The sequence below is a fragment of the Pseudomonas sp. xss_4 genome (assembly GCF_043104125.1).
In the GTDB taxonomy this organism is placed as follows: domain Bacteria; phylum Pseudomonadota; class Gammaproteobacteria; order Pseudomonadales; family Pseudomonadaceae; genus Aquipseudomonas; species Aquipseudomonas parafulva_B.
On sequence record NZ_JBICKJ010000048.1, the window covers coordinates 59,335 to 77,380 of the forward strand.

18 protein-coding genes are annotated in these 18,046 nt (G+C 60.9%); 10 read left to right on the forward strand and 8 right to left on the reverse strand.

All coding sequences use genetic code 11. The features are described 5' to 3' along the window. Positions 1-217: 217 nt before the first annotated feature. Positions 218-616, forward strand: a complete 399-nt coding sequence (locus ACF8GB_RS09620) for an acyl-CoA thioesterase (RefSeq protein ID WP_003253317.1) — start codon at positions 218-220, stop codon at positions 614-616. Between the two features lie 70 nt (positions 617-686). Further along, positions 687-1,592, forward strand: coding sequence for a D-hexose-6-phosphate mutarotase (locus ACF8GB_RS09625; RefSeq protein WP_196185251.1), 906 nt, complete (start codon positions 687-689; stop codon positions 1,590-1,592). A gap of 13 nt (positions 1,593-1,605) precedes the next feature. Here ACF8GB_RS09625 and ACF8GB_RS09630 read toward each other — a convergent pair whose 3' ends face one another. The 4 genes from ACF8GB_RS09630 to purE all read right to left on the reverse strand — a co-directional run bounded on the left by ACF8GB_RS09630 (position 1,606) and on the right by purE (position 4,125). Beyond that, entirely contained in the window at positions 1,606-2,139 is a 534-nt protein-coding gene (locus ACF8GB_RS09630; RefSeq protein WP_058638808.1) for a DUF3299 domain-containing protein, read from the reverse strand. A 47-nt stretch (positions 2,140-2,186) separates the two neighbouring features. Further along, positions 2,187-2,432 (reverse strand): GlsB/YeaQ/YmgE family stress response membrane protein, encoded by a 246-nt coding sequence (locus ACF8GB_RS09635; protein WP_058602748.1) that lies wholly within the window; start codon positions 2,430-2,432, stop codon positions 2,187-2,189. Positions 2,433-2,540: 108 nt separating this feature from the next. Beyond that, the gene (locus ACF8GB_RS09640) at positions 2,541-3,623 is read right to left on the reverse strand and encodes a 5-(carboxyamino)imidazole ribonucleotide synthase (RefSeq protein WP_058638807.1); all 1,083 of its coding nucleotides are present in this window, start codon (positions 3,621-3,623) and stop codon (positions 2,541-2,543) included. A 10-nt stretch (positions 3,624-3,633) separates the two neighbouring features. Further along, the gene (purE, locus tag ACF8GB_RS09645) at positions 3,634-4,125 is read right to left on the reverse strand and encodes a 5-(carboxyamino)imidazole ribonucleotide mutase (RefSeq protein ID WP_058638806.1); all 492 of its coding nucleotides are present in this window, start codon (positions 4,123-4,125) and stop codon (positions 3,634-3,636) included. Positions 4,126-4,393: 268 nt separating this feature from the next. On the opposite strand from purE, the gene ACF8GB_RS09650 reads away from it, so the two are divergent. After that, positions 4,394-5,020, forward strand: coding sequence for a hypothetical protein (locus ACF8GB_RS09650; RefSeq protein ID WP_196185254.1), 627 nt, complete (start codon positions 4,394-4,396; stop codon positions 5,018-5,020). Here the strand turns inward: ACF8GB_RS09650 and ACF8GB_RS09655 are convergent. Then, on the reverse strand, positions 5,012-5,929 hold the full coding sequence (locus ACF8GB_RS09655; protein WP_326383957.1) for a LysR substrate-binding domain-containing protein: 918 nt from the start codon (positions 5,927-5,929) through the stop codon (positions 5,012-5,014). The two genes, ACF8GB_RS09650 and ACF8GB_RS09655, sit on opposite strands and share 9 nt — an antisense overlap. A gap of 182 nt (positions 5,930-6,111) precedes the next feature. Here ACF8GB_RS09655 and aspA point away from each other — a divergent pair, with 182 nt between their 5' ends. From aspA to ACF8GB_RS09675, 4 genes are all read left to right on the forward strand, one after another. After that, positions 6,112-7,536, forward strand: coding sequence for an aspartate ammonia-lyase (aspA, locus tag ACF8GB_RS09660; protein WP_058602745.1), 1,425 nt, complete (start codon positions 6,112-6,114; stop codon positions 7,534-7,536). 177 nt (positions 7,537-7,713) lie between these two features. Next, positions 7,714-8,706: an AraC family transcriptional regulator gene (locus tag ACF8GB_RS09665; protein WP_058638803.1), complete on the forward strand. Its 993-nt coding sequence runs from the start codon at positions 7,714-7,716 to the stop codon at positions 8,704-8,706. Between the two features lie 148 nt (positions 8,707-8,854). Next, positions 8,855-9,898 carry a histone deacetylase family protein gene (locus tag ACF8GB_RS09670; protein ID WP_058602743.1) on the forward strand — a complete coding sequence of 348 codons (1,044 nt, stop codon included), beginning with the start codon at positions 8,855-8,857 and terminating at the stop codon, positions 9,896-9,898. Then, on the forward strand, positions 9,898-11,001 hold the full coding sequence (locus ACF8GB_RS09675) for a polyamine ABC transporter substrate-binding protein (RefSeq protein ID WP_058638801.1): 1,104 nt from the start codon (positions 9,898-9,900) through the stop codon (positions 10,999-11,001). The genes ACF8GB_RS09670 and ACF8GB_RS09675 overlap by 1 nt, the downstream gene beginning before the upstream one ends. An 80-nt stretch (positions 11,002-11,081) precedes the next feature. On the opposite strand, the gene ACF8GB_RS09680 is transcribed toward ACF8GB_RS09675, so the two are convergent. Continuing rightward, positions 11,082-12,620 carry a PLP-dependent aminotransferase family protein gene (locus ACF8GB_RS09680; protein ID WP_392526921.1) on the reverse strand — a complete coding sequence of 513 codons (1,539 nt, stop codon included), beginning with the start codon at positions 12,618-12,620 and terminating at the stop codon, positions 11,082-11,084. Between the two features lie 90 nt (positions 12,621-12,710). On the opposite strand from ACF8GB_RS09680, the gene ACF8GB_RS09685 reads away from it, so the two are divergent. The 3 genes from ACF8GB_RS09685 to ACF8GB_RS09695 are packed head-to-tail and all read left to right on the forward strand — an operon-like array spanning position 12,711 to position 14,477. Further along, on the forward strand, positions 12,711-13,340 hold the full coding sequence (locus ACF8GB_RS09685) for an FMN-binding negative transcriptional regulator (protein WP_078479364.1): 630 nt from the start codon (positions 12,711-12,713) through the stop codon (positions 13,338-13,340). Positions 13,341-13,351: 11 nt separating this feature from the next. Next, the gene (locus tag ACF8GB_RS09690) at positions 13,352-13,798 is read left to right on the forward strand and encodes a GNAT family N-acetyltransferase (RefSeq protein WP_058638792.1); all 447 of its coding nucleotides are present in this window, start codon (positions 13,352-13,354) and stop codon (positions 13,796-13,798) included. Between the two features lie 7 nt (positions 13,799-13,805). Next, positions 13,806-14,477 carry a GNAT family N-acetyltransferase gene (locus ACF8GB_RS09695; RefSeq protein ID WP_058638791.1) on the forward strand — a complete coding sequence of 224 codons (672 nt, stop codon included), beginning with the start codon at positions 13,806-13,808 and terminating at the stop codon, positions 14,475-14,477. 181 nt (positions 14,478-14,658) lie between these two features. Here ACF8GB_RS09695 and oadA read toward each other — a convergent pair whose 3' ends face one another. Next, positions 14,659-16,467 (reverse strand): sodium-extruding oxaloacetate decarboxylase subunit alpha, encoded by a 1,809-nt coding sequence (gene oadA / locus ACF8GB_RS09700; RefSeq protein ID WP_058638790.1) that lies wholly within the window; start codon positions 16,465-16,467, stop codon positions 14,659-14,661. Positions 16,468-16,565: 98 nt separating this feature from the next. Further along, on the reverse strand, positions 16,566-17,981 hold the full coding sequence (locus ACF8GB_RS09705; RefSeq protein ID WP_392526923.1) for an acetyl-CoA carboxylase biotin carboxylase subunit: 1,416 nt from the start codon (positions 17,979-17,981) through the stop codon (positions 16,566-16,568). Positions 17,982-18,046 lie beyond the last annotated feature (65 nt).

The following is an 18,046-nucleotide window of genomic DNA, read 5'->3' on the forward strand; positions in this document are numbered from 1 at the left end:
TCGCGTAGATGCTCTATATACTGGCGTTTCGTACGAAATGTGTCTTGCTAGCGTGGGATATTGTGCGAAAACACCGGTCACTATACTCAGACGGTTTCGAAGCATTTCCCACGGCCGTCCCGTCATACGAATCGGCGTAGTATGTTGTCAGCTGAATCGTTTACCGGCCTAAGCGCCGCATCCAAGAAAAGCGTCACGGGTCAGAGGCCCCCACCGCATGATTGAGCTCGAACAAGAAGATCCAATTCCGCAGGGCGACCTTGCTCTGCAGATCACCGCACTGCCACGGGAAACAAACGGCTTTGGCGATATCTTCGGCGGCTGGCTGGTCGCCCAGATGGACCTGGCAGGTACCGCCATGGCCAGCCGTGTTGCCGGTGGCCGCGTTGCCACCGTGGCGATAGATCGCATGGCGTTTCTGGTACCGGTGGCCGTGGGCGCACAGTTGTCTTTCTATACGCAGACGCTGGAGATCGGACGCAGCTCCATCCAGATGATGGTCGAAGTATGGAGCGACGATCCACTGTCCAGCGAATGGCGCAAGGTGACCGAAGCCGTCTTCGTCTTCGTCGCCATCGATGGCAGCGGCCGTACCCGTTCCGTCCCTCGTCGCTGAGGCCTGCCGGCGGTAAACTCATTGCCTGCGACCGGGTCCAAGGCCCACTGGCAACTAATGAGATGACGCAATGGCCACCTTCCAGGTATCGACCGAGCAACATGGCGAGCTTCACTGCTGGCGTATCCGCAGCAGCTTCGCCGAACTACTGATCGCCCGCCAGGGTGCGCAGGTCCTCAGCTATCAGCGCACTGGCGAGCCGCCATTGCTCTGGTTGAGCGACGAGGCCATTTTCCGCCAGGGGAAGTCGGTTCGGGCAGGGGCGCCTGTGTGCTGGCCCTGGTTCGGCAACCTGCAGCGCAACCCCGAAACCGTGCAGTCCATGTACCACGCTGAACACGCGCCAGCCCATGGGCTTGTCCGGACGCGTGACTGGCAATTGCTGGGCGTTGAGGAAGTGGGCGAAAGCCTGCGGATCGAGTTCGAAATGGCCGAAGCGCAAGGTGGGTTGCCCGGGTGGCCGCACACTGTGGAGCTCAAGCTGGTGGTCGTGCTGGACGCGGCGTTGACGCTGCAACTGACCAGCCGCAACCTTGGCCATAGCCCGGTCACCCTCAGCCAGGCCTTGCACAGTTACTTTGCAGTCAGTGATGTGCGCCAGGCCGAGGTCCACGGTGTCGAAGGTTTGTCTTACATCGAAACCCTGTCCGACTGGCAACAGCGCCATCAGGAGGGCGCGCTGATGTTTAGCGGCGAGACGGACCGGATCTATCTGAATACGCCGCAAACGTTGAGCATCGTCGACCCGTCCTGGGGCAGGCGGATCATCCTGACCAGCAGCCGATCCCGTTCAGCGGTGATCTGGAACCCCTGGACCGCACGGGCCAAGGAATTACCGGACATGGCCGATGACGGCTGGCAGCGCATGCTGTGCATCGAGACGGCGAACGTATGGGATGACGTGGTGCAGTTGCAGCCCGGGGCCAGCAGCTCGCTGGGGGTCAGGATCGATTGTGAAGTGATCTCAAAGGCCTAGTCCCACACACGCCTCAAAGATCGGCGTCCACCACTACCCGCACCTTCGCGGCGTCCAAGGCATAGGCCGCGTCGGCCAGGTCGTTGCTGACCTTTTCCACCTTCAGCGTGCCGCTGACCCACACCGGTGTGTAGATGTCATCGATCTTCAGCCCTTTTGGGTAGCGCACCAACACCAGCTGGTTAGGTGGTGGTGGCGGGACGTGGATGCACGCACCAGGGTAGGGCACCAGAAAGAACAGGGTGCTGTTGCCCTTTGCATCGCTTTCAAGCGGCACAGGGTAGCCGCCCAGGCGAATGTCCTTGCCGTTGAGGGCAGGCACGGTTTTGGTCGAGTACATGACCGCAGGCAACCCCTTGCTCTGCTTCAAGCCGCCTTTGGCGGTGAAGGTACCCATGGCTTCAGGGGAGTTGTGGTCGATTTCAGGCATCTGCTCGAGTGCCTTTTGGTCCGACTTGGGCATCAATTCCAGCCAGTCGGTCTCGGGCAGTTCGGCATGGGCCAGGGAACTGGCCGACAACAGGAGGGCAATGAAGAAGGCACGCATGGAATGCTCGGCAACTCGGGATGAATTGCCGGCATTCTAACCAGTATTCAGCGTTTCTTGATGAATCCGTAGATCACCAGGAGGATGATGGCGCCTACCAGTGCACCAAAGAAGCCGGCTGCCTGACCTGCCTGATAGATACCAAGCGCCTGACCGCCATAGGTGGCCAACAGCGAGCCAGCGATACCGAGCAGGATGGTCATGATCCAGCCCATGCTGTCGTCGCCCGGTTTGATGAAACGAGCCAGCAAGCCGACGATGAGGCCGATGAAAATGGTTCCGATGATACCCATGGCAATCCCCTTGCAGTAAAGATGGAACACGCCAAAGCCTAGGCTGCGCTTTGGCGTGTTGCCACTTCAGAGGGCCCGCCGGATGCAGAAGTTCGAATTGACGCTCGATCAGTTGCCGATCAGCGCCTGCACTTGCGCAATCTTGTGCTCGAGCGTGGCCATGTCCTGGCACCGCAATGTGGCATGTCCGACCTTGCGCCCGGCCTTGAACGCCTTGCCATAGTGGTGCAGGTGGCAGTCGTCGATGGCCACGACCTGCTCCACTGGGGGAACTTCACCGATGAAGTTGAGCATGGCGCTCTCGCCGACCTTGGCCGTGGAACCCAATGGCAAACCGGCGATGGCACGCACGTGGTTTTCGAACTGGCTGCACTCGGCGCCTTCGATGGTCCAGTGCCCGGAGTTGTGCACGCGCGGTGCAATTTCATTGGCCTTGAGCCCGCCGTCGACCTCGAAGAATTCGAACGCCATGACCCCGACATAATCGAGTTGTTGCAACACGCGACCGACGTAGTCTTCAGCCAGCGCTTGCAGCGGGTGCGCCTGACTGGCGACCGACAGGTGCAGGATGCCGCTGTTGTGCGTGTTGTGCACCAGCGGGTAGAACCGTGTTTCGCCATCGCGGGCCCGCACAGCGACCAGCGATACTTCACCGGTAAAGGGTACGAAGCCTTCGAGCAGGCACGGCACGTTGCCCAGTTCGGCAAAGGTGCCTACCACGTCCTGCGCGGTGCGCAGGACTTTCTGGCCCTTGCCGTCGTAGCCCAACGTCCGGGTCTTGAGCACCGCTGGCAGACCGATGCTCGCCACTGCGGCGTCTAGGTCTGCCTGCGACAGGATGTCGGCGAACGCAGGGGTGGGGATCCCCAGGTCACGGAACATGCTTTTCTCGAACAAACGGTCGCGGGCGATGCGCAGGGCCTCGGCACTTGGGTACACCGGCACGAACTGCGAAAGAAAAGCCACGGTCTCGGCCGGAACGCTCTCGAACTCGAAGGTAACCAGGTCAACCTGGTCGGCCAGCTGGCGCAGCTGCTCCTGGTCGCTATAGCCTGCGCGCAGGTGCTCGCCCAGAGAGGCGGCACAGGCATCAGGCGCCGGGTCGAGGAAGGCGAAGTTCATGCCCAGCGGAGTACCCGCCAGTGCTAGCATGCGACCCAGCTGGCCGCCTCCGATTACACCGATTTTCATGGGTTGAACCTCAAGCCTGACGCGGATCTGGGTTATCCAGCACGGTGTCGGTCTGTTCCGTGCGGAACTGCTTCAACGCCGCGTGGTACTGAGGGTGCTTGGCGCCGAGGATGCTGGCCGACAACAGCGCGGCATTGATCGCGCCCGCGCGGCCGATGGCCAGCGTGGCAACCGGCACGCCGGCCGGCATCTGCACGATCGACAGCAGCGAATCAACACCTGAAAGCATCGACGACTGCACGGGCACGCCCAGCACCGGCAGGTGGGTCTTGGCCGCGCACATGCCAGGCAAGTGGGCCGCACCACCGGCACCGGCGATGATCACCTCGATGCCCCGACCGTCAGCTTCTTCGGCGTACTGGAACAGCAGATCCGGCGTACGGTGGGCGGAAACCACCTTCACCTCGTAGGGAATGCCGAGTCTTTCCAGCATATCGGCGGTGTGGCTAAGGGTGGACCAATCGGACTTGGAGCCCATGATCACGCCAACCAGTGCACTCATCGTCGAGCCTCTCCTGCAAGCGCCTTCTGGCGCGCTAAAAGCAACAAGCCACGCAGGTGGACCGGCGTGGCTTGTCATACGGATTATGAATCGACCAGGTCGGCCGAAGGCGCAGGATTGTAGCGTATTCATGAAGGGAGCGCCCACCCCCATAAGCACATGCCGGATCAAAGGGCAAGCTGTCTCGCGGGACAAGTTTTTCCCGCTGCTGCCTGGGCGCTGCACGCTGAATGCTAGGGCCTTCAATCAATGACCCAGGCAGGTGCACATGACTATTCCACGCCTCTCAACGATCTCGCTTGCCCTTCTGTTCAGTGTGCAGGCATTGAACGCTTCGGCAGCCCGTTCACTGACCGTCAACGTCTATATTCATGACGACTTGGCCGACATGCAGGACGCTCAACTGCACAACGACTACTTTGAGCATTGGCTTAAGGAAATGCGCCGTTTTACCGATCACCCCATTGAAGTGATCTTTCAGCGAAACGTACCTCTTATCACCGATATTGCGTATGCAGGCATGCCATCGTCGCAAATACTGGAAGTGTTTACCGACGGCATCCATGAAAAAACGCGGCATAGCCCTTTTTCATTCGTGGACAAACACCTGCTGCTAACCCGCGACAGTTACGATCGAAGCGGTTGGAACTACACCGCTGGACTTGCCTACACGAAGCAGAACACGGCTATCTCATCAATCGCCGCGTATGGCGCTCCCGCCCATGAAATCGGCCACATGCTGGGCGCTACCCACGAAGATGCCGAACTTAAGTTCAACGGCTGGGTATGCGAAACCTACACTCACCCACGGGTAACCGCTCGCTCGAACTGCTATCGCTACAGCGACAAGAACCGCGCAACCATCGCGGATTATCTGAAATACAATTCAAAATGATGCCTCGCTTTGGACGCTGGTCGACTCCAGTTTGCGCCACAGCAAGCGCACGTTGGCCTTGCGGACCAAGGCGCAGCGATACAGGCGAATTTCCAGCGGCACGTGCCACTGGCTGCCACCGCAGATCGCAAGTTCCCCACGCTCCAGTTCACCGCGCATGGACAGTCGCGGTACCCATGCCACCCCCATCCCCTCCAGGGCCATGCTCTTGAGGCTGTCAGCCATGGCGGTTTCATAGACGGTGGTGTAGCGCAGATTGCGCTGGCGCAGCAGCAGGTTCACCGAACGGCCAAGGAAGGCGCCGGCGCTGTAGGCCAACAATGGCACGCTGGTTTCACCCTCCAGGGTGAACAACGGTTTGCCTGCGGCATCCACGGCACAAACGGGCAACATCTCGGTGGTGCCCATGTGCAGCGAGGGAAAGATTTCGGCGTCCATCTGCAAGGCTGCATCAGGGTCGTAGAACGCTAGCATCAGGTCGCAGCCGCCTTCCCTCAAGGCATGCACTGCATCGCCGACGTTGGTGGCAACAAGCCGGGTGGCGATGTTCAGCCCATCGTTGCGCAGCTGGGCCACCCAGCGCGGGAAGAAGCCCGACGCGAGCGAGTGCGCGGCCGCCACTTGAATCACTTCGCCCTGGCCACCCTCGAGATGATGCAAATGGCGAAGAATTTCGCTCAGTTGGTCGACAACCGTACGGGCTGTTACCAAAAACAGCTGGCCCGCCTCTGTCAGCTCGATAGGGGTGCGGGAACGGTTGACCAGGGTAAGCCCCAAGGCTGCCTCCAGGCTACGAATCCGGCGGCTGAAGGCCGGCTGCGTCACGAAGCGCCGCTCCGCCGCCTGGGAAAAACTGCGGGTTGAGGCCAGGGCACTAAAGTCCTCCAGCCATTTGCTTTCAAGGTTCATTGGGCCGCTCCCCTGCCGTGCACCAAAATGGAACACGCTCGAAAATCAATCGGCGTCACATCTATCACTATGCCGTTTGTGCATAGGTTAGCGTGCAACAGCATTGGCCGCAAAAACACCTTAGGGCCTAGGATTGGCGCCATTCCGGCATGTGCCGGGTCAAACTCGAGATGATATTTATCATGTCCGCTGCTGCATCGTTCCGCGTCGAAAAAGATCTGTTGGGCACCCTTGAAGTTCCTGCCGATGCCTACTACGGCATCCAGACCCTGCGCGCTGCCAACAACTTCCACCTCTCTGGCGTCCCCCTGTCGCACTACCCCAAGCTGGTCGTGGCCTTGGCCATGGTCAAGCAGGCGGCTGCCGATGCCAACCGTGAGCTGGGCCACCTGAGCGATGCAAAGCACGCTGCCATCAGTGCAGCCTGCGCCCGTCTGATCAAGGGCGACTACCACGAGCAGTTCGTGGTCGACATGATTCAAGGGGGTGCCGGTACCTCCACCAATATGAACGCCAACGAAGTCATCGCCAACGTTGCGTTGGAGGCCATGGGTCACCAGAAGGGTGAATACCAGTACCTGCACCCCAACAACGATGTGAACATGGCGCAGTCGACCAACGACGCCTACCCCACCGCTATTCGCCTGGGCTTGCTGCTGGGCCACGACGCCCTGCTGGCCAGCCTCGACAGCCTGATCCAGGCCTTTGCTGCCAAAGGTAAAGAGTTCGACCACGTACTGAAGATGGGTCGTACCCAGCTGCAGGACGCCGTGCCGATGACCCTAGGCCAGGAATTCCGCGCTTTTGCCACCACCATGACCGAAGACCTCAACCGTCTGCGCTCGCTGGCACCTGAGCTGCTCACCGAGATCAACCTGGGTGGCACCGCGATTGGCACCGGCATCAACGCCGACCCGGGCTACCAAGCTCTGGCCGTACAGCGTCTGGCAACCATCAGTGGCCAGCCGCTGGTACCGGCTGCCGACCTGATCGAAGCCACCTCCGACATGGGCGCCTTCGTACTGTTCTCCGGCATGCTCAAGCGCACCGCGGTCAAGTTGTCGAAGATCTGCAACGACCTGCGCCTGCTGTCCAGCGGCCCGCGTACCGGCATCAACGAGATCAACCTGCCGGCCCGTCAGCCAGGCAGCTCGATCATGCCAGGCAAGGTAAACCCGGTGATCCCTGAAGCGGTGAACCAAGTGGCCTTCGCTATCATGGGCAACGACCTGGCCCTGACCGTCGCGGCCGAAGGCGGCCAGCTTCAGTTGAACGTGATGGAGCCGTTGATCGCCTACAAGATCTTCGACTCGATTCGCCTGCTGCAACGCGCCATGGACATGCTGCGCGAGCATTGCATCGTCGGCATCACCGCCAACGAGCAGCGCTGCCGTGAACTGGTCGAGCACTCGATCGGCCTGGTCACTGCCCTGAACCCTTATATCGGCTACGAAAACGCCACCCGTATCGCTCGCGTTGCCCTGGAAACCGGCCGCGGTGTGCTTGAACTGGTGCGCGAAGAGAAGCTGCTGGACGACGCGATGCTCGACGACATCCTGCGCCCGGAAAACATGATTGCCCCGCGTCTGGTTCCGCTCAAGGCCTGACCAGCACGTTGTAACCGTCTCACCAGGTCGAGGGACTAGACACCTCTCAACCTTTCCTAAGCCCGGGCGTATGCTTCGGGCTTTTTTTTGCCCGCCCGGTGCCGGTTGGCAGGCATTGACGGCACTCGGCATACAACTTGCTCGGTAATGCGTCCCAGACCTACGGGACCACCCAGCATGCTGCACAGCCACCTGACCACCCTCAACGCGGTTTCGCTGATTCTCAACGTCTTCCAGGCTCAAGGCTGCGAAGCCTCGGAACTGCTGGCCGGGAGCGGCATAGGCCCAGCGGACCTTGGCCATGCCGATGCACGCATCACGACCCAGCAGGAACTGCAGGTCTGTGCCAATGCCGTGGCACGTCGGGAGGATATTGGCCTGGAGTTGGGCCAGCGCATGCGCGTGTCTTCCTACGGCATGCTGGGGTACGCCCTGCTGTCCAGTGCCACTTTGGGTGACGCCCTGAGCCTGGCCTTGGAGTATCCGGCACTGCTGGGAACAGTTTTTACCTTGCGTCTGGTCGACGACGGCCACAGTGTCTGGCTCAGCGCCAGCGATTATCGGGACAGCCCTGCGCTCAGCGCTTTCAACGCCGAATTCTGCATGGTGTCGTTGAAGGTCATCTGCGACGACTTGCTAGGCCTCGATCTGCCGCTGCTCGGGGCTCGCTTCGAGCACCTGCGCCCGGATTACCACGCGTGCTACAGGCGCATGTTCCAGTGCCCGACCACCTTCGCCTCCCATGACAATGCCTTTGCCTTCGAGCGGCACTGGCTAGACGCGCCACTTCCCCTGGCCGACCCGATCACCCACAAGGCCATGAAAGAGCGATGCCGACGCCTGAACCTCGAGTTCACCGGCCGGCAGGCATGGCTGGGGCGCGTCCGCCAACTGCTTGTCAATCAACTGGAAGCGGCGCCGGGCCTGGAGGGCCTGGCACGGCAGATGAACTGCTCGTCCCGTACGCTTCGCCGTCATTTGCAGGCGCTGGGCAGCAGCTATCAGCAATTGCTCGATGAGTTGAAGTTCGAACGGGCCAAGGAACTGCTCGCCGACGGGCACATGCCGATCCACCGCATTGCCGAAACGCTTGGGTACAGCGAGACGGCCAGTTTCCGTCATGCCTTTGTGCGCTGGAGTGGCGTGGCGCCGACTCGGTTTCGTGGCTGACCCTGCTGCTAGGCCCAGGGAAACTGCCGCGAAGATGAAGGTGGTCGACGTTGGCCATATCTATCCTCTTTTGGCCGATTCGGACGTTCTCGCTAAGCGGCCCCGTTCGTGACAATGGATGCACGCCAGTACCCACCGGAGAACAACAATGCTGACGATCTATTCCGATGATCACCGTCTGCACCATGGCCGCTGCGAGCTGATCGACGGCAAGCTCATGCCTTGCTTCGAAATGCCCTCGCGTGCCGATCACGTCCTGGCCCAGGTACGCAAACGCGAGCTGGGTGAGGTCAGAGGCCCTGACGATTTTGGCCGTGCGCCGTTGCTGCGCGTACACAGTGCCGACTACCTCGACTTCTTCGAAGGTGCCTGGGCGCGCTGGGCAGCCATGGGCCAGGAGGGCGATCTGCTTCCCTATACCTGGCCTGCTCGCACGTTGCGGGCGGTCAAGCCCACCGGGTTGCACGGTGAGCTGGGTTACTACAGTTTCGATGCAGGGGCGCCCATCACGGCAGGCACCTGGCAGGCCGCCTACAGCGCAGCCCAGGTCGCGCTCACGGCGCAAGCGGCCATCGAGCAGGGTGCCCACGCCGCGTTCGCATTGTGTCGTCCACCGGGGCACCACGCGGCAGGCGACGTCATGGGGGGCTACTGCTACCTGAACAATGCAGCCATCGCTGCCCAGGCCTTCCTCGACCAAGGGCGAGCAAAGGTGGCCATCCTCGACGTGGACTACCACCACGGCAATGGTACCCAGGACATTTTCTATAGCCGCGCCGATGTTTTCTTCGCCTCCATTCATGGTGATCCTCAGGATGAGTTCCCCTTCTTCCTGGGCTATGCCGACGAAACCGGAGCCGGTGCCGGCGAGGGCTGCAACGTGAATTATCCGCTACCGGCAGGCAGTGACTGGTCGACCTGGCGAGCAGCTCTGGAAGACGCTTGCGAGCGCATCGCCGCGTATGAGCCGGAGGTAGTGGTGGTATCGCTGGGGGTGGACACATTCAAGGACGATCCGATCTCCCAGTTCAAGCTCGACAGTCCTGATTACCTGGAGATGGGCAAGCGCATCGCGCAGCTCGGCAAGCCCACCCTGTTCGTGATGGAAGGTGGCTATGCCGTGGAAGAAATCGGCATCAACGCCGTCAACGTGCTCGAAGGCTTCCAACGCGCACAACCCGGAGCTCGATAATGGCCACCCTCAAACAGCTACTCGCCCCTCTCGTTGCTGCAGTACTGTGCGCAGGTACCCTGCACGCCCAGGCCGAACAGCGCACGCTGCGCGTGTACAACTGGTTCGATTACATCACCCCGCAGACGCTGACTGACTTCCAAAAGGACAGCGGTGTGAAGCTGGTGTATGACATCTTCGATACCAATGAAGCGCTGGAAGCCAAGTTGCTGACCGGCAACTCTGGTTACGATGTGGTGGTGCCATCCAACGTGTTTCTGGCCAAGCAGATCGAGGCCGGCGTGTTCCAGTCGCTCGATCGCAGCAGGCTGCCGAACTGGCAACACCTGGACCCGGCCCTGATGAAGCTGATCGAGGCCAACGACCCAGGTAACAAGTTTGCCGTGCCGTACATGTACGGCACCATACTGATCGGCTTCAACCCGGCCAAGGTCAAGGCTGCGCTCGGCGACAATGCGCCGGTGGACAGCTGGGACCTGATCTTCAAGGAAGAGAACATTGCCAAGCTCAAGCAATGTGGCGTCGCCCTGCTCGACTCGCCGTCGGAGATTCTGCCGCTGGCCCTGCAGCACCTGGGCTTGCCACCCAATAGTGACAAACCGGCCGACTACAAGAAGGCCGAGGCGCTGATGCTGAAGATTCGCCCGTATATCACCTACTTCCACTCGTCGAAGTATATGGCAGACATCGCCAATGGCGATATCTGCGTCGCCGTGGGCTACAGCGGCAGCTTCTCGCAGGCTGCCAACCGTGCCCGCGAGGCCAACAACGGTGTCGTGGTGGACATGCGCCTGCCCAAGGAAGGCGCACCGATCTGGTTCGACATGCTGGCGATACCGAAAAACGCGGCCAACCCGGAAGACGCCTATAAGTTCATCAATTACCTCCTGCGGCCGGAGGTGATTGCGCCGATCAGCGACTTTGTCGGGTACCCCAACCCGAACAAGGATGCGACCGACAAGGTGAACCCAGCGATTCGCAACAACCCCAACCTGTACCCGACGGCAGAGGCAATGACCAAGCTGTACACCCTCAAGCCATTGGCGCGAGATGCGGAGCGTGCGCGGACCCGCGCATGGACCAGAATCAAGTCCGGGACCTGAGTCGCCTGCTTCGCGGGTAAACCCGCTCCCACAGGTACAGCGCTGACCTTAAGTGCTGTGCAGATCCTGTTGGAGCGGGTTTAACCGCGAAGTGGCCGCCAAGCCTTGCGCAGTTTCATCAAGGCATCGGCAATTTCCCCTTCCGGCACCGCTGCAAACCCCAGCACCAGCCCTGCCCGCTTATCCACAGGCACCTCGCTGTCCGCCAACCAGAAACTGCTCAGCGCCGTCACCTCTACGCCCACCGCTTCAGCCTTGGCTACCAGTTCCTGCTCACGCGCAAAGTTATCCACATCTACCTTCACATGCAGCCCGGCCGCCACTGCCGGCATGGCACCCAACCCGGGAATATCCATAGGCCAGCCGGCCTTGAGCACATTGCGCCGGCTCAACGCCGCCTTGCGCATGCGCCGGATATGCCGCTGAAAGTGCCCACGGGCCATGAACTCGGCCATCACGCATTGGCTGCTGACCTCAGAATGCCGCACCGCCAACGCCTTGCCCTGGCTGAACGCTTGGGCCAGCGGCGGCGGCAGCACCAGGTAACCCAGGCGCAGCGCCGGGAAGGCGATTTTGCCGAAGGTGCCGACATACAGCACCCGCCCGTGCGGGTCGAGCGCTGCAAGCGGGGCCAAGGGCGCGCCACGGTATCGGTACTCACCGTCATAGTCGTCCTCGATAATCCAGGCGTCGTTACGCTCGGCCCAGGCCAGGAGTGACAGGCGACGCGCCAGGCTCATGGTCACCCCGGTCGGGTACTGATGAGCAGGCGTCACGTAGGCCAGCCGGCAATCCTCCAATTGCGCTAGCCGAGTGCAATCCATCCCCTCTTCATCCACCGCTACACCACGCACCCGGCCACCCGCCAGTACGAAGGCATGACCGGCTGCCCGATAGCCCGGGTTTTCCACAGCCACACCGTCGCCTGGTTGCAGCAGCAACTGTGCACAAAGGCTGATGGCCTGTTGTGCACCACTGGTGATCACAATTTGTTCAGCCATGCAACTCAGCCCACGCGAGCGTCGCAAGTAGGCAGCGATGAGTTCGCGCAGCATCGGCTCGCCCGCCGGATCGCCATAACCCAGTTGAGCGGGGCTCGGATGACGCCAGAAACCCGCCTGCAGCTTGGCCCAGACGTCAAACGGGAACAGGTCGAATGCGGGAATACCGACGCGAAAAGCACGGGGCTGACCGCTTCTTGGCGGCGGCAAGTAGTTGGTTTTCAGTCGCTGCAAAGCGTCACTGAAACGCCGGTTGCTGGATAAATCCTCAGTATCATTTACAGGAAATGTGGATAAGTCTGTTGATAACCCATGGGATAACCCTGTGGATACTTGTGTGGATAGTTTTGGTAGCCGACTCACGTAAGTGCCATCACCCACCCGGCTTTCGATGTAGCCCTCGGCGTACAACTGGTCATAGGCCCGCACCACGCTGTTGCGTGATAACCCCAGCATGGTGGCCAACTCACGGGTGGCCGGCAACCGGGTTCCGCTGCTCAGGCGCCCATCCAGCACCCGCGCTCGCAGCGCCTGGTACAGCTGCTGGCTAAGCCCGCGGCGGTGATCCAAGGCAATTCCGGAAGGGTCGAAAGGCAAAACGAGGGGGCTATCGCTCATGGTATTGGACCTATCAAAACAGGCAGTAATGGCTCTTACCCAGAACCAATAGCCTGCTTAGGATGGCACCATTGCACAAGGAAACCGAGCATGTACAACAGCAAACCTCACCAGGAAGACGACCTCGGCCGCCTGCATCAGCATATGCTCGATACCCGCCTGGCCGTGCTGGTCAGCCAAGGAGAACAAGGCTTGTTGGCCACACACCTGCCGGTGCTGGTCGATACCGGCGAAGGCAAGCTAGGGACCGTCTATGCGCACCTGGCACGGGCCAACCGCCAATGGGAGGACCTGGCACAAGGTGGCGAAGCCCTGCTGGTCTTCCCCGGCGCCGATGCCTATGTCAGCCCCGGGTACTACCCAAGCAAAGCCGATAACCCCAAGGTCGTGCCGACCTGGAACTACCTGGCAGTACACGCTTATGGTCCGGCCGAGATAATCCAAGACCCAGCAGCGTTGCTGACTATCGTCAGCCGCCTGACCGAGCGCCACGAACAAGGCCGCAACGAGCCATGGAGCGTCACCGACGCCCCGGCTGACTACCTCGACGGCATGCTCCGCGCCATCGTCGGTATCCGCCTGCCCATCGCCCGCCTGCAAGGTGCGCGCAAGCTCAGCCAGAACCGCTCCAAACAAGACATCGCCGGCGTGCGCGAAGGCCTGACCGCCAGCCCCGATCAACTGGATAACCAACTCGCAGCGCACATGCGCCAGCTTTGAAGGAATAGCCCATGCCCAGCGTTACCCTGCGCCCTGTCACCGCTCAAGATCACGCCGCCTGGCACGCCCTGTGGCAAGCCTACCTGCACTTCTACGAAACCGAGTTGGCAGATGACGTCAGCCTGAGCACCTGGCAGCGCCTGCTCGACCCGAGTGAGCCGACCCATTCGGCACTGGCCTGGGTGGATGGCAAGGCGGTGGGGATGGTCAACTTCATCTACCATCGTTCCAACTGGAGCATCGAGAACTCCTGCTACCTACAGGACCTGTACGTCGACAGCGCGCAGCGTGGTCTGGGCGTTGGTCGCCAGCTGATCGAGCACGTCTACACCACAGCCAAGGGCGATAACTGCATTAAGGTGCACTGGCTGACCCACGAAACCAACGCCACCGCCGTCAGCCTGTATCAGCAGGTTGCCGAGCGCTCGGGCTTTATCCAATTTCGCAAAGGCTTGTAGGCTGAACATGACAGACGCATTGAACTGGAAACCCGCCGCAACGCCCCAGGCCGAGCCCATCGAGGGCCGCTTCATCCGCCTGGAAAAGCTCCACCCTGCGCGCCATGGCGACGACCTCTGGGAAGTGCTGCAGGGCCCAACCGCCGACCCGGTGCTATGGGACTACCTGCCTTATGGCCCGTTCACCGAGCGTGCCGCCTTCGACCGCTGGCTGGACGGCAACGCCGCAGGCCGCGACCCGCTGTTCTACACCGTCATCGACCGTACCACCGGCCAGGCTCAGGGCATTCTCAGCCTGATGTCGATTGTGCCCGACCACGGCCGGATCGAAATCGGCCACATCGCCTTCGGCGCCGCCATGCAGCGCACCCCTAAGGGCACCGAGGCGGTGTACCTGCTGGGTAAGCTGAGCTTCGAACTGGGCAACCGCCGGCTGGAGTGGAAGTGCAACAACGCCAACGCCCGCTCCAAGCGCGCGGCAGAGCGCTTTGGTTTCACCTTCGAAGGGGTGTTCCGCAAGCACTTGGTGGTGAAGGACCACAACCGCGATACGGCCTGGTATTCGATTACCGATGATGAGTGGCCGCAGGTGGCTACCGGGTTTGAGCGGTGGTTGAGTGATGAGAATCAACAGCCAGAGGGCCAAGTAGAAACCCTCGAGGCTTGCCGCAAAGACTGATTTTTGCGCTGGCTTCACCGGCCCTATCGCCGGCAAGCCAGCTTCCACAGGATTAACTCGATGTCGGAACCTGCGGCGATCCTATGGGAGCGGGTTACCCGCGAAGAGGCCGGTGAATCCAGCAAAGAAAAAGGGGAGCATCCGCTCCCCCGAGGTAAACCGCTTATAGATTAGGGTCTACTCAGCCCTCGATCTCGATCAGGATCTCACCCGGCGTGACACGGTCGCCCTTGGCCACGTGGATTGCCACGACCTTGCCGGCTATGGCCGCCTGCACTTCTGTCTCCATCTTCATGGCTTCGGTGATCAGCACGGCCTGGCCGGCCTTGACCATGTCACCCTCCTTGACCAGCACATCGACAATGTTGCCGGGCATGTTGGTACTCACGTGACCCGGCTCGCTAGCCTGCTTGCGCTTGCTGCCGCCGCCGCCAACGAACTCGTTAAGGGGTTCGAACACCACTTCTTCCGGCATGCCGTCGATCGACAGGTAGAAGTGGCGCTTGCCTTCGGCTTTCACACCAACGCCAGTGATGTCGACGCGGTAGGTTTCACCGTGCACGTCGATGACGAACTCGGTCGGGACGCCTTCACCGCCTGGCGCAGAAACGGCGCCAGCCTCCGGAATTGGCAACAACGCTTCCGGGGTAAGGGTGCCGGCTTCGCGTTCTTCGAGGAACTTGCGACCAATGTCCGGGAACATGGCAAAGGTCAGCACGTCCTCTTCGCAACGGGCCAAGGCACCGATGTCGGCACGCAGCTTGGTCATCTCTGGCTTGAGCAGGTCGGCCGGGCGCACGTCGATCACTTCTTCGCTGCCGATCGCCTGGCGGCGCAGCTGCTCGTTGACCACGCCAGGGGCTTTACCGTAACCGCCTTGCAGGTACAGCTTCACTTCGTTGGTGATGGTCTTGTAGCGCTCGCCGGCCAGCACGTTGAAGAACGCCTGGGTGCCAACGATTTGCGAGGTCGGCGTCACCAGCGGCGGGAAGCCGAGGTCTTCACGCACACGCGGGATCTCTGCCAGCACTTCGTTCATGCGGTTGAGCGCGCCCTGCTCTTTCAGCTGGTTGGCCAAGTTGGAAATCATGCCACCCGGCACCTGGTTGACCTGCACGCGGGTATCCACGGCGGTGAACTCGCTTTCGAACTGGTGGTACTTCTTGCGCACGGCGTAGAAGTACAAGCCGATTTCCTGCAGCAGTTCCAGGTCCAGGCCGGTGTCGAACTCGCTACCCTTGAGCGCAGCAACCATCGACTCGGTACCCGGGTGGCTGGTGCCCCAGGCGAAGCTGGAGATGGCGGTATCGATGTGGTCGGCGCCGTTTTCCACAGCCTTGAGCTGACACATGGCGGCCAGGCCGGCGGTGTCGTGCGAGTGAATGAAGACAGGCAGCGATTGCTCGGCTTTGAGCGCCTTGACCAACTCGCCCGTGGCAAACGGGGTCAACAGGCCGGCCATGTCCTTGATGGCGATCGAGTCGCAACCCATGGCCTCCATTTGCTTGGCCTGGTTCACGAACGCCTCGATGGTGTGCACCGGGCTGGTGGTGTAGGCGATGGTCCCCTGGGCGTGCTTGCCCGAGGCTTTGACCGCCTCGATGGCCACACGCAGGTTACGCACATCGTTCATGGCGTCGAAGATGCGGAATACGTCGATGCCATTGACGGCGGCCTTGGCGACGAATGCCCTGACCACATCGTCGCTGTAGTGACGGTAACCCAGCAGGTTCTGGCCGCGCAGCAGCATTTGCAGGCGCGTGTTGGGCAGTGCTGCACGCAGTTTGCGCAGGCGCTCCCACGGGTCTTCCTTCAGAAAGCGCACGCAGGCATCGAAGGTGGCGCCCCCCCAGACTTCCAGCGACCAATAACCGACCTTGTCGAGTTTCTCGCAGATCGGCAGCATGTCTTCGGTGCGCATACGGGTGGCCAGCAGAGACTGGTGGGCGTCGCGCAGGATCGTATCGGTTACGTGAATCTTCTTGGACATTGTTATCTCCTCGTCGCGGCAAGCTTCACGCCTCAGCCGGCCTGCACAGACGCGTTGGCGCTGGCTGGCAATCTGGGTTTGGCAGCTTGCTGCTGTATTCAAATGCCTGCGTGGGCGGCGATGGCGGCAGCGATGGCCAGGGCCAGCTCTTCGGGTTTGCGCTTGATCGAATAGTTGGTCAGTTCCGGGTGGGTCTCAACGAAGCTGGTATTGAACTGACCGCTACGAAATTCCGGGTTAAGCAGGATTTCCTGGTAATACGCCGCAGTGGTCTTGACCCCTTGTACACGCATGTCATCCAAGGCCCGCAGGCCGCGATCCATGGCCTCTTCCCACGTCAATGCCCACACCACCAGCTTCAGGCACATCGAGTCGTAGAACGGTGGAATGGTGTAGCCGGTGTAAATGGCGGTATCGGTACGCACACCGGGGCCACCTGGCGCGTAATAACGAGTGATCTTGCCAAAGCTGGGCAGGAAGTTGTTCTTCGGGTCTTCGGCATTGATGCGAAACTGCAGGGCGTAACCACGGTGCTGGATATCTTCCTGCTTCACCGACAGGGGCAGGCCCGATGCGATGCGGATCTGCTCACGCACGATATCGATACCGGTAATTTCCTCGGTGATGGTGTGCTCGACCTGCACGCGTGTGTTCATTTCCATGAAATACACTTCGCCATCGGCCAGCAGAAACTCAACGGTACCGGCGTTCTCGTAGCCCACCGCCTTGGCTGCACGTACTGCCAAGTCGCCGATGTACGCGCGTTGCTCTGGGGTAAGTTGCGGGCTCGGTGCAATTTCGATGAGCTTCTGGTTACGGCGTTGGATGGAGCAGTCGCGCTCAAACAAGTGCACGACATTGCCGAAGCTGTCGCCGAGAATCTGCGCCTCGATATGCTTGGGGTTGACGATGCACTTTTCCAGGAACACTTCTGCCGAACCGAATGCCTTGGTGGCCTCGGAAATCACGCGCGGGAAGTTCTGCTCCAACTCTTCGCGACTGTTGCAGCGGCGAATACCACGGCCGCCACCACCCGACGTCGCCTTGAGCATTACTGGGTAACCAATACGATCGCCTTCACTGAGCGCCTCGTGAATGTCGGCGACGTTGCCCTCTGTGCCTGGGGTGACCGGAACGCCCGCGGCGATCATGGTGCGACGCGCTTCGGTCTTGTCGCCCATGCGGCGAATGACGTCGGCAGCAGGCCCGATGAACTTGACCCCGCGCTCGGCGCAGATCTCGGCCAACTCCGCATTTTCCGAGAGAAAGCCATAGCCAGGGTGCAAGGCATCGCAGCCCGTTTCCACTGCCAGGTTCACCAACTTGCGAGGATTCAAATACCCGGCCAGTGGCTCTGCGCCAATGCTGTAGGCTTCGTCTGCACGCTTCACATGCAGCGCATGCCGGTCGGCGTCGGAAAAGATCGCTACCGAGCGGATGCCCATTTCGGCGCAAGCGCGCACGATCCGAACTGCAATTTCACCTCGGTTGGCGATCAGGATTTTTTTTATCACTGGATTCTTCCCAAAGCCGTATGAACAGTCGACACGGTTCTACCGGTCGGCGCGTGGCCTGTTGT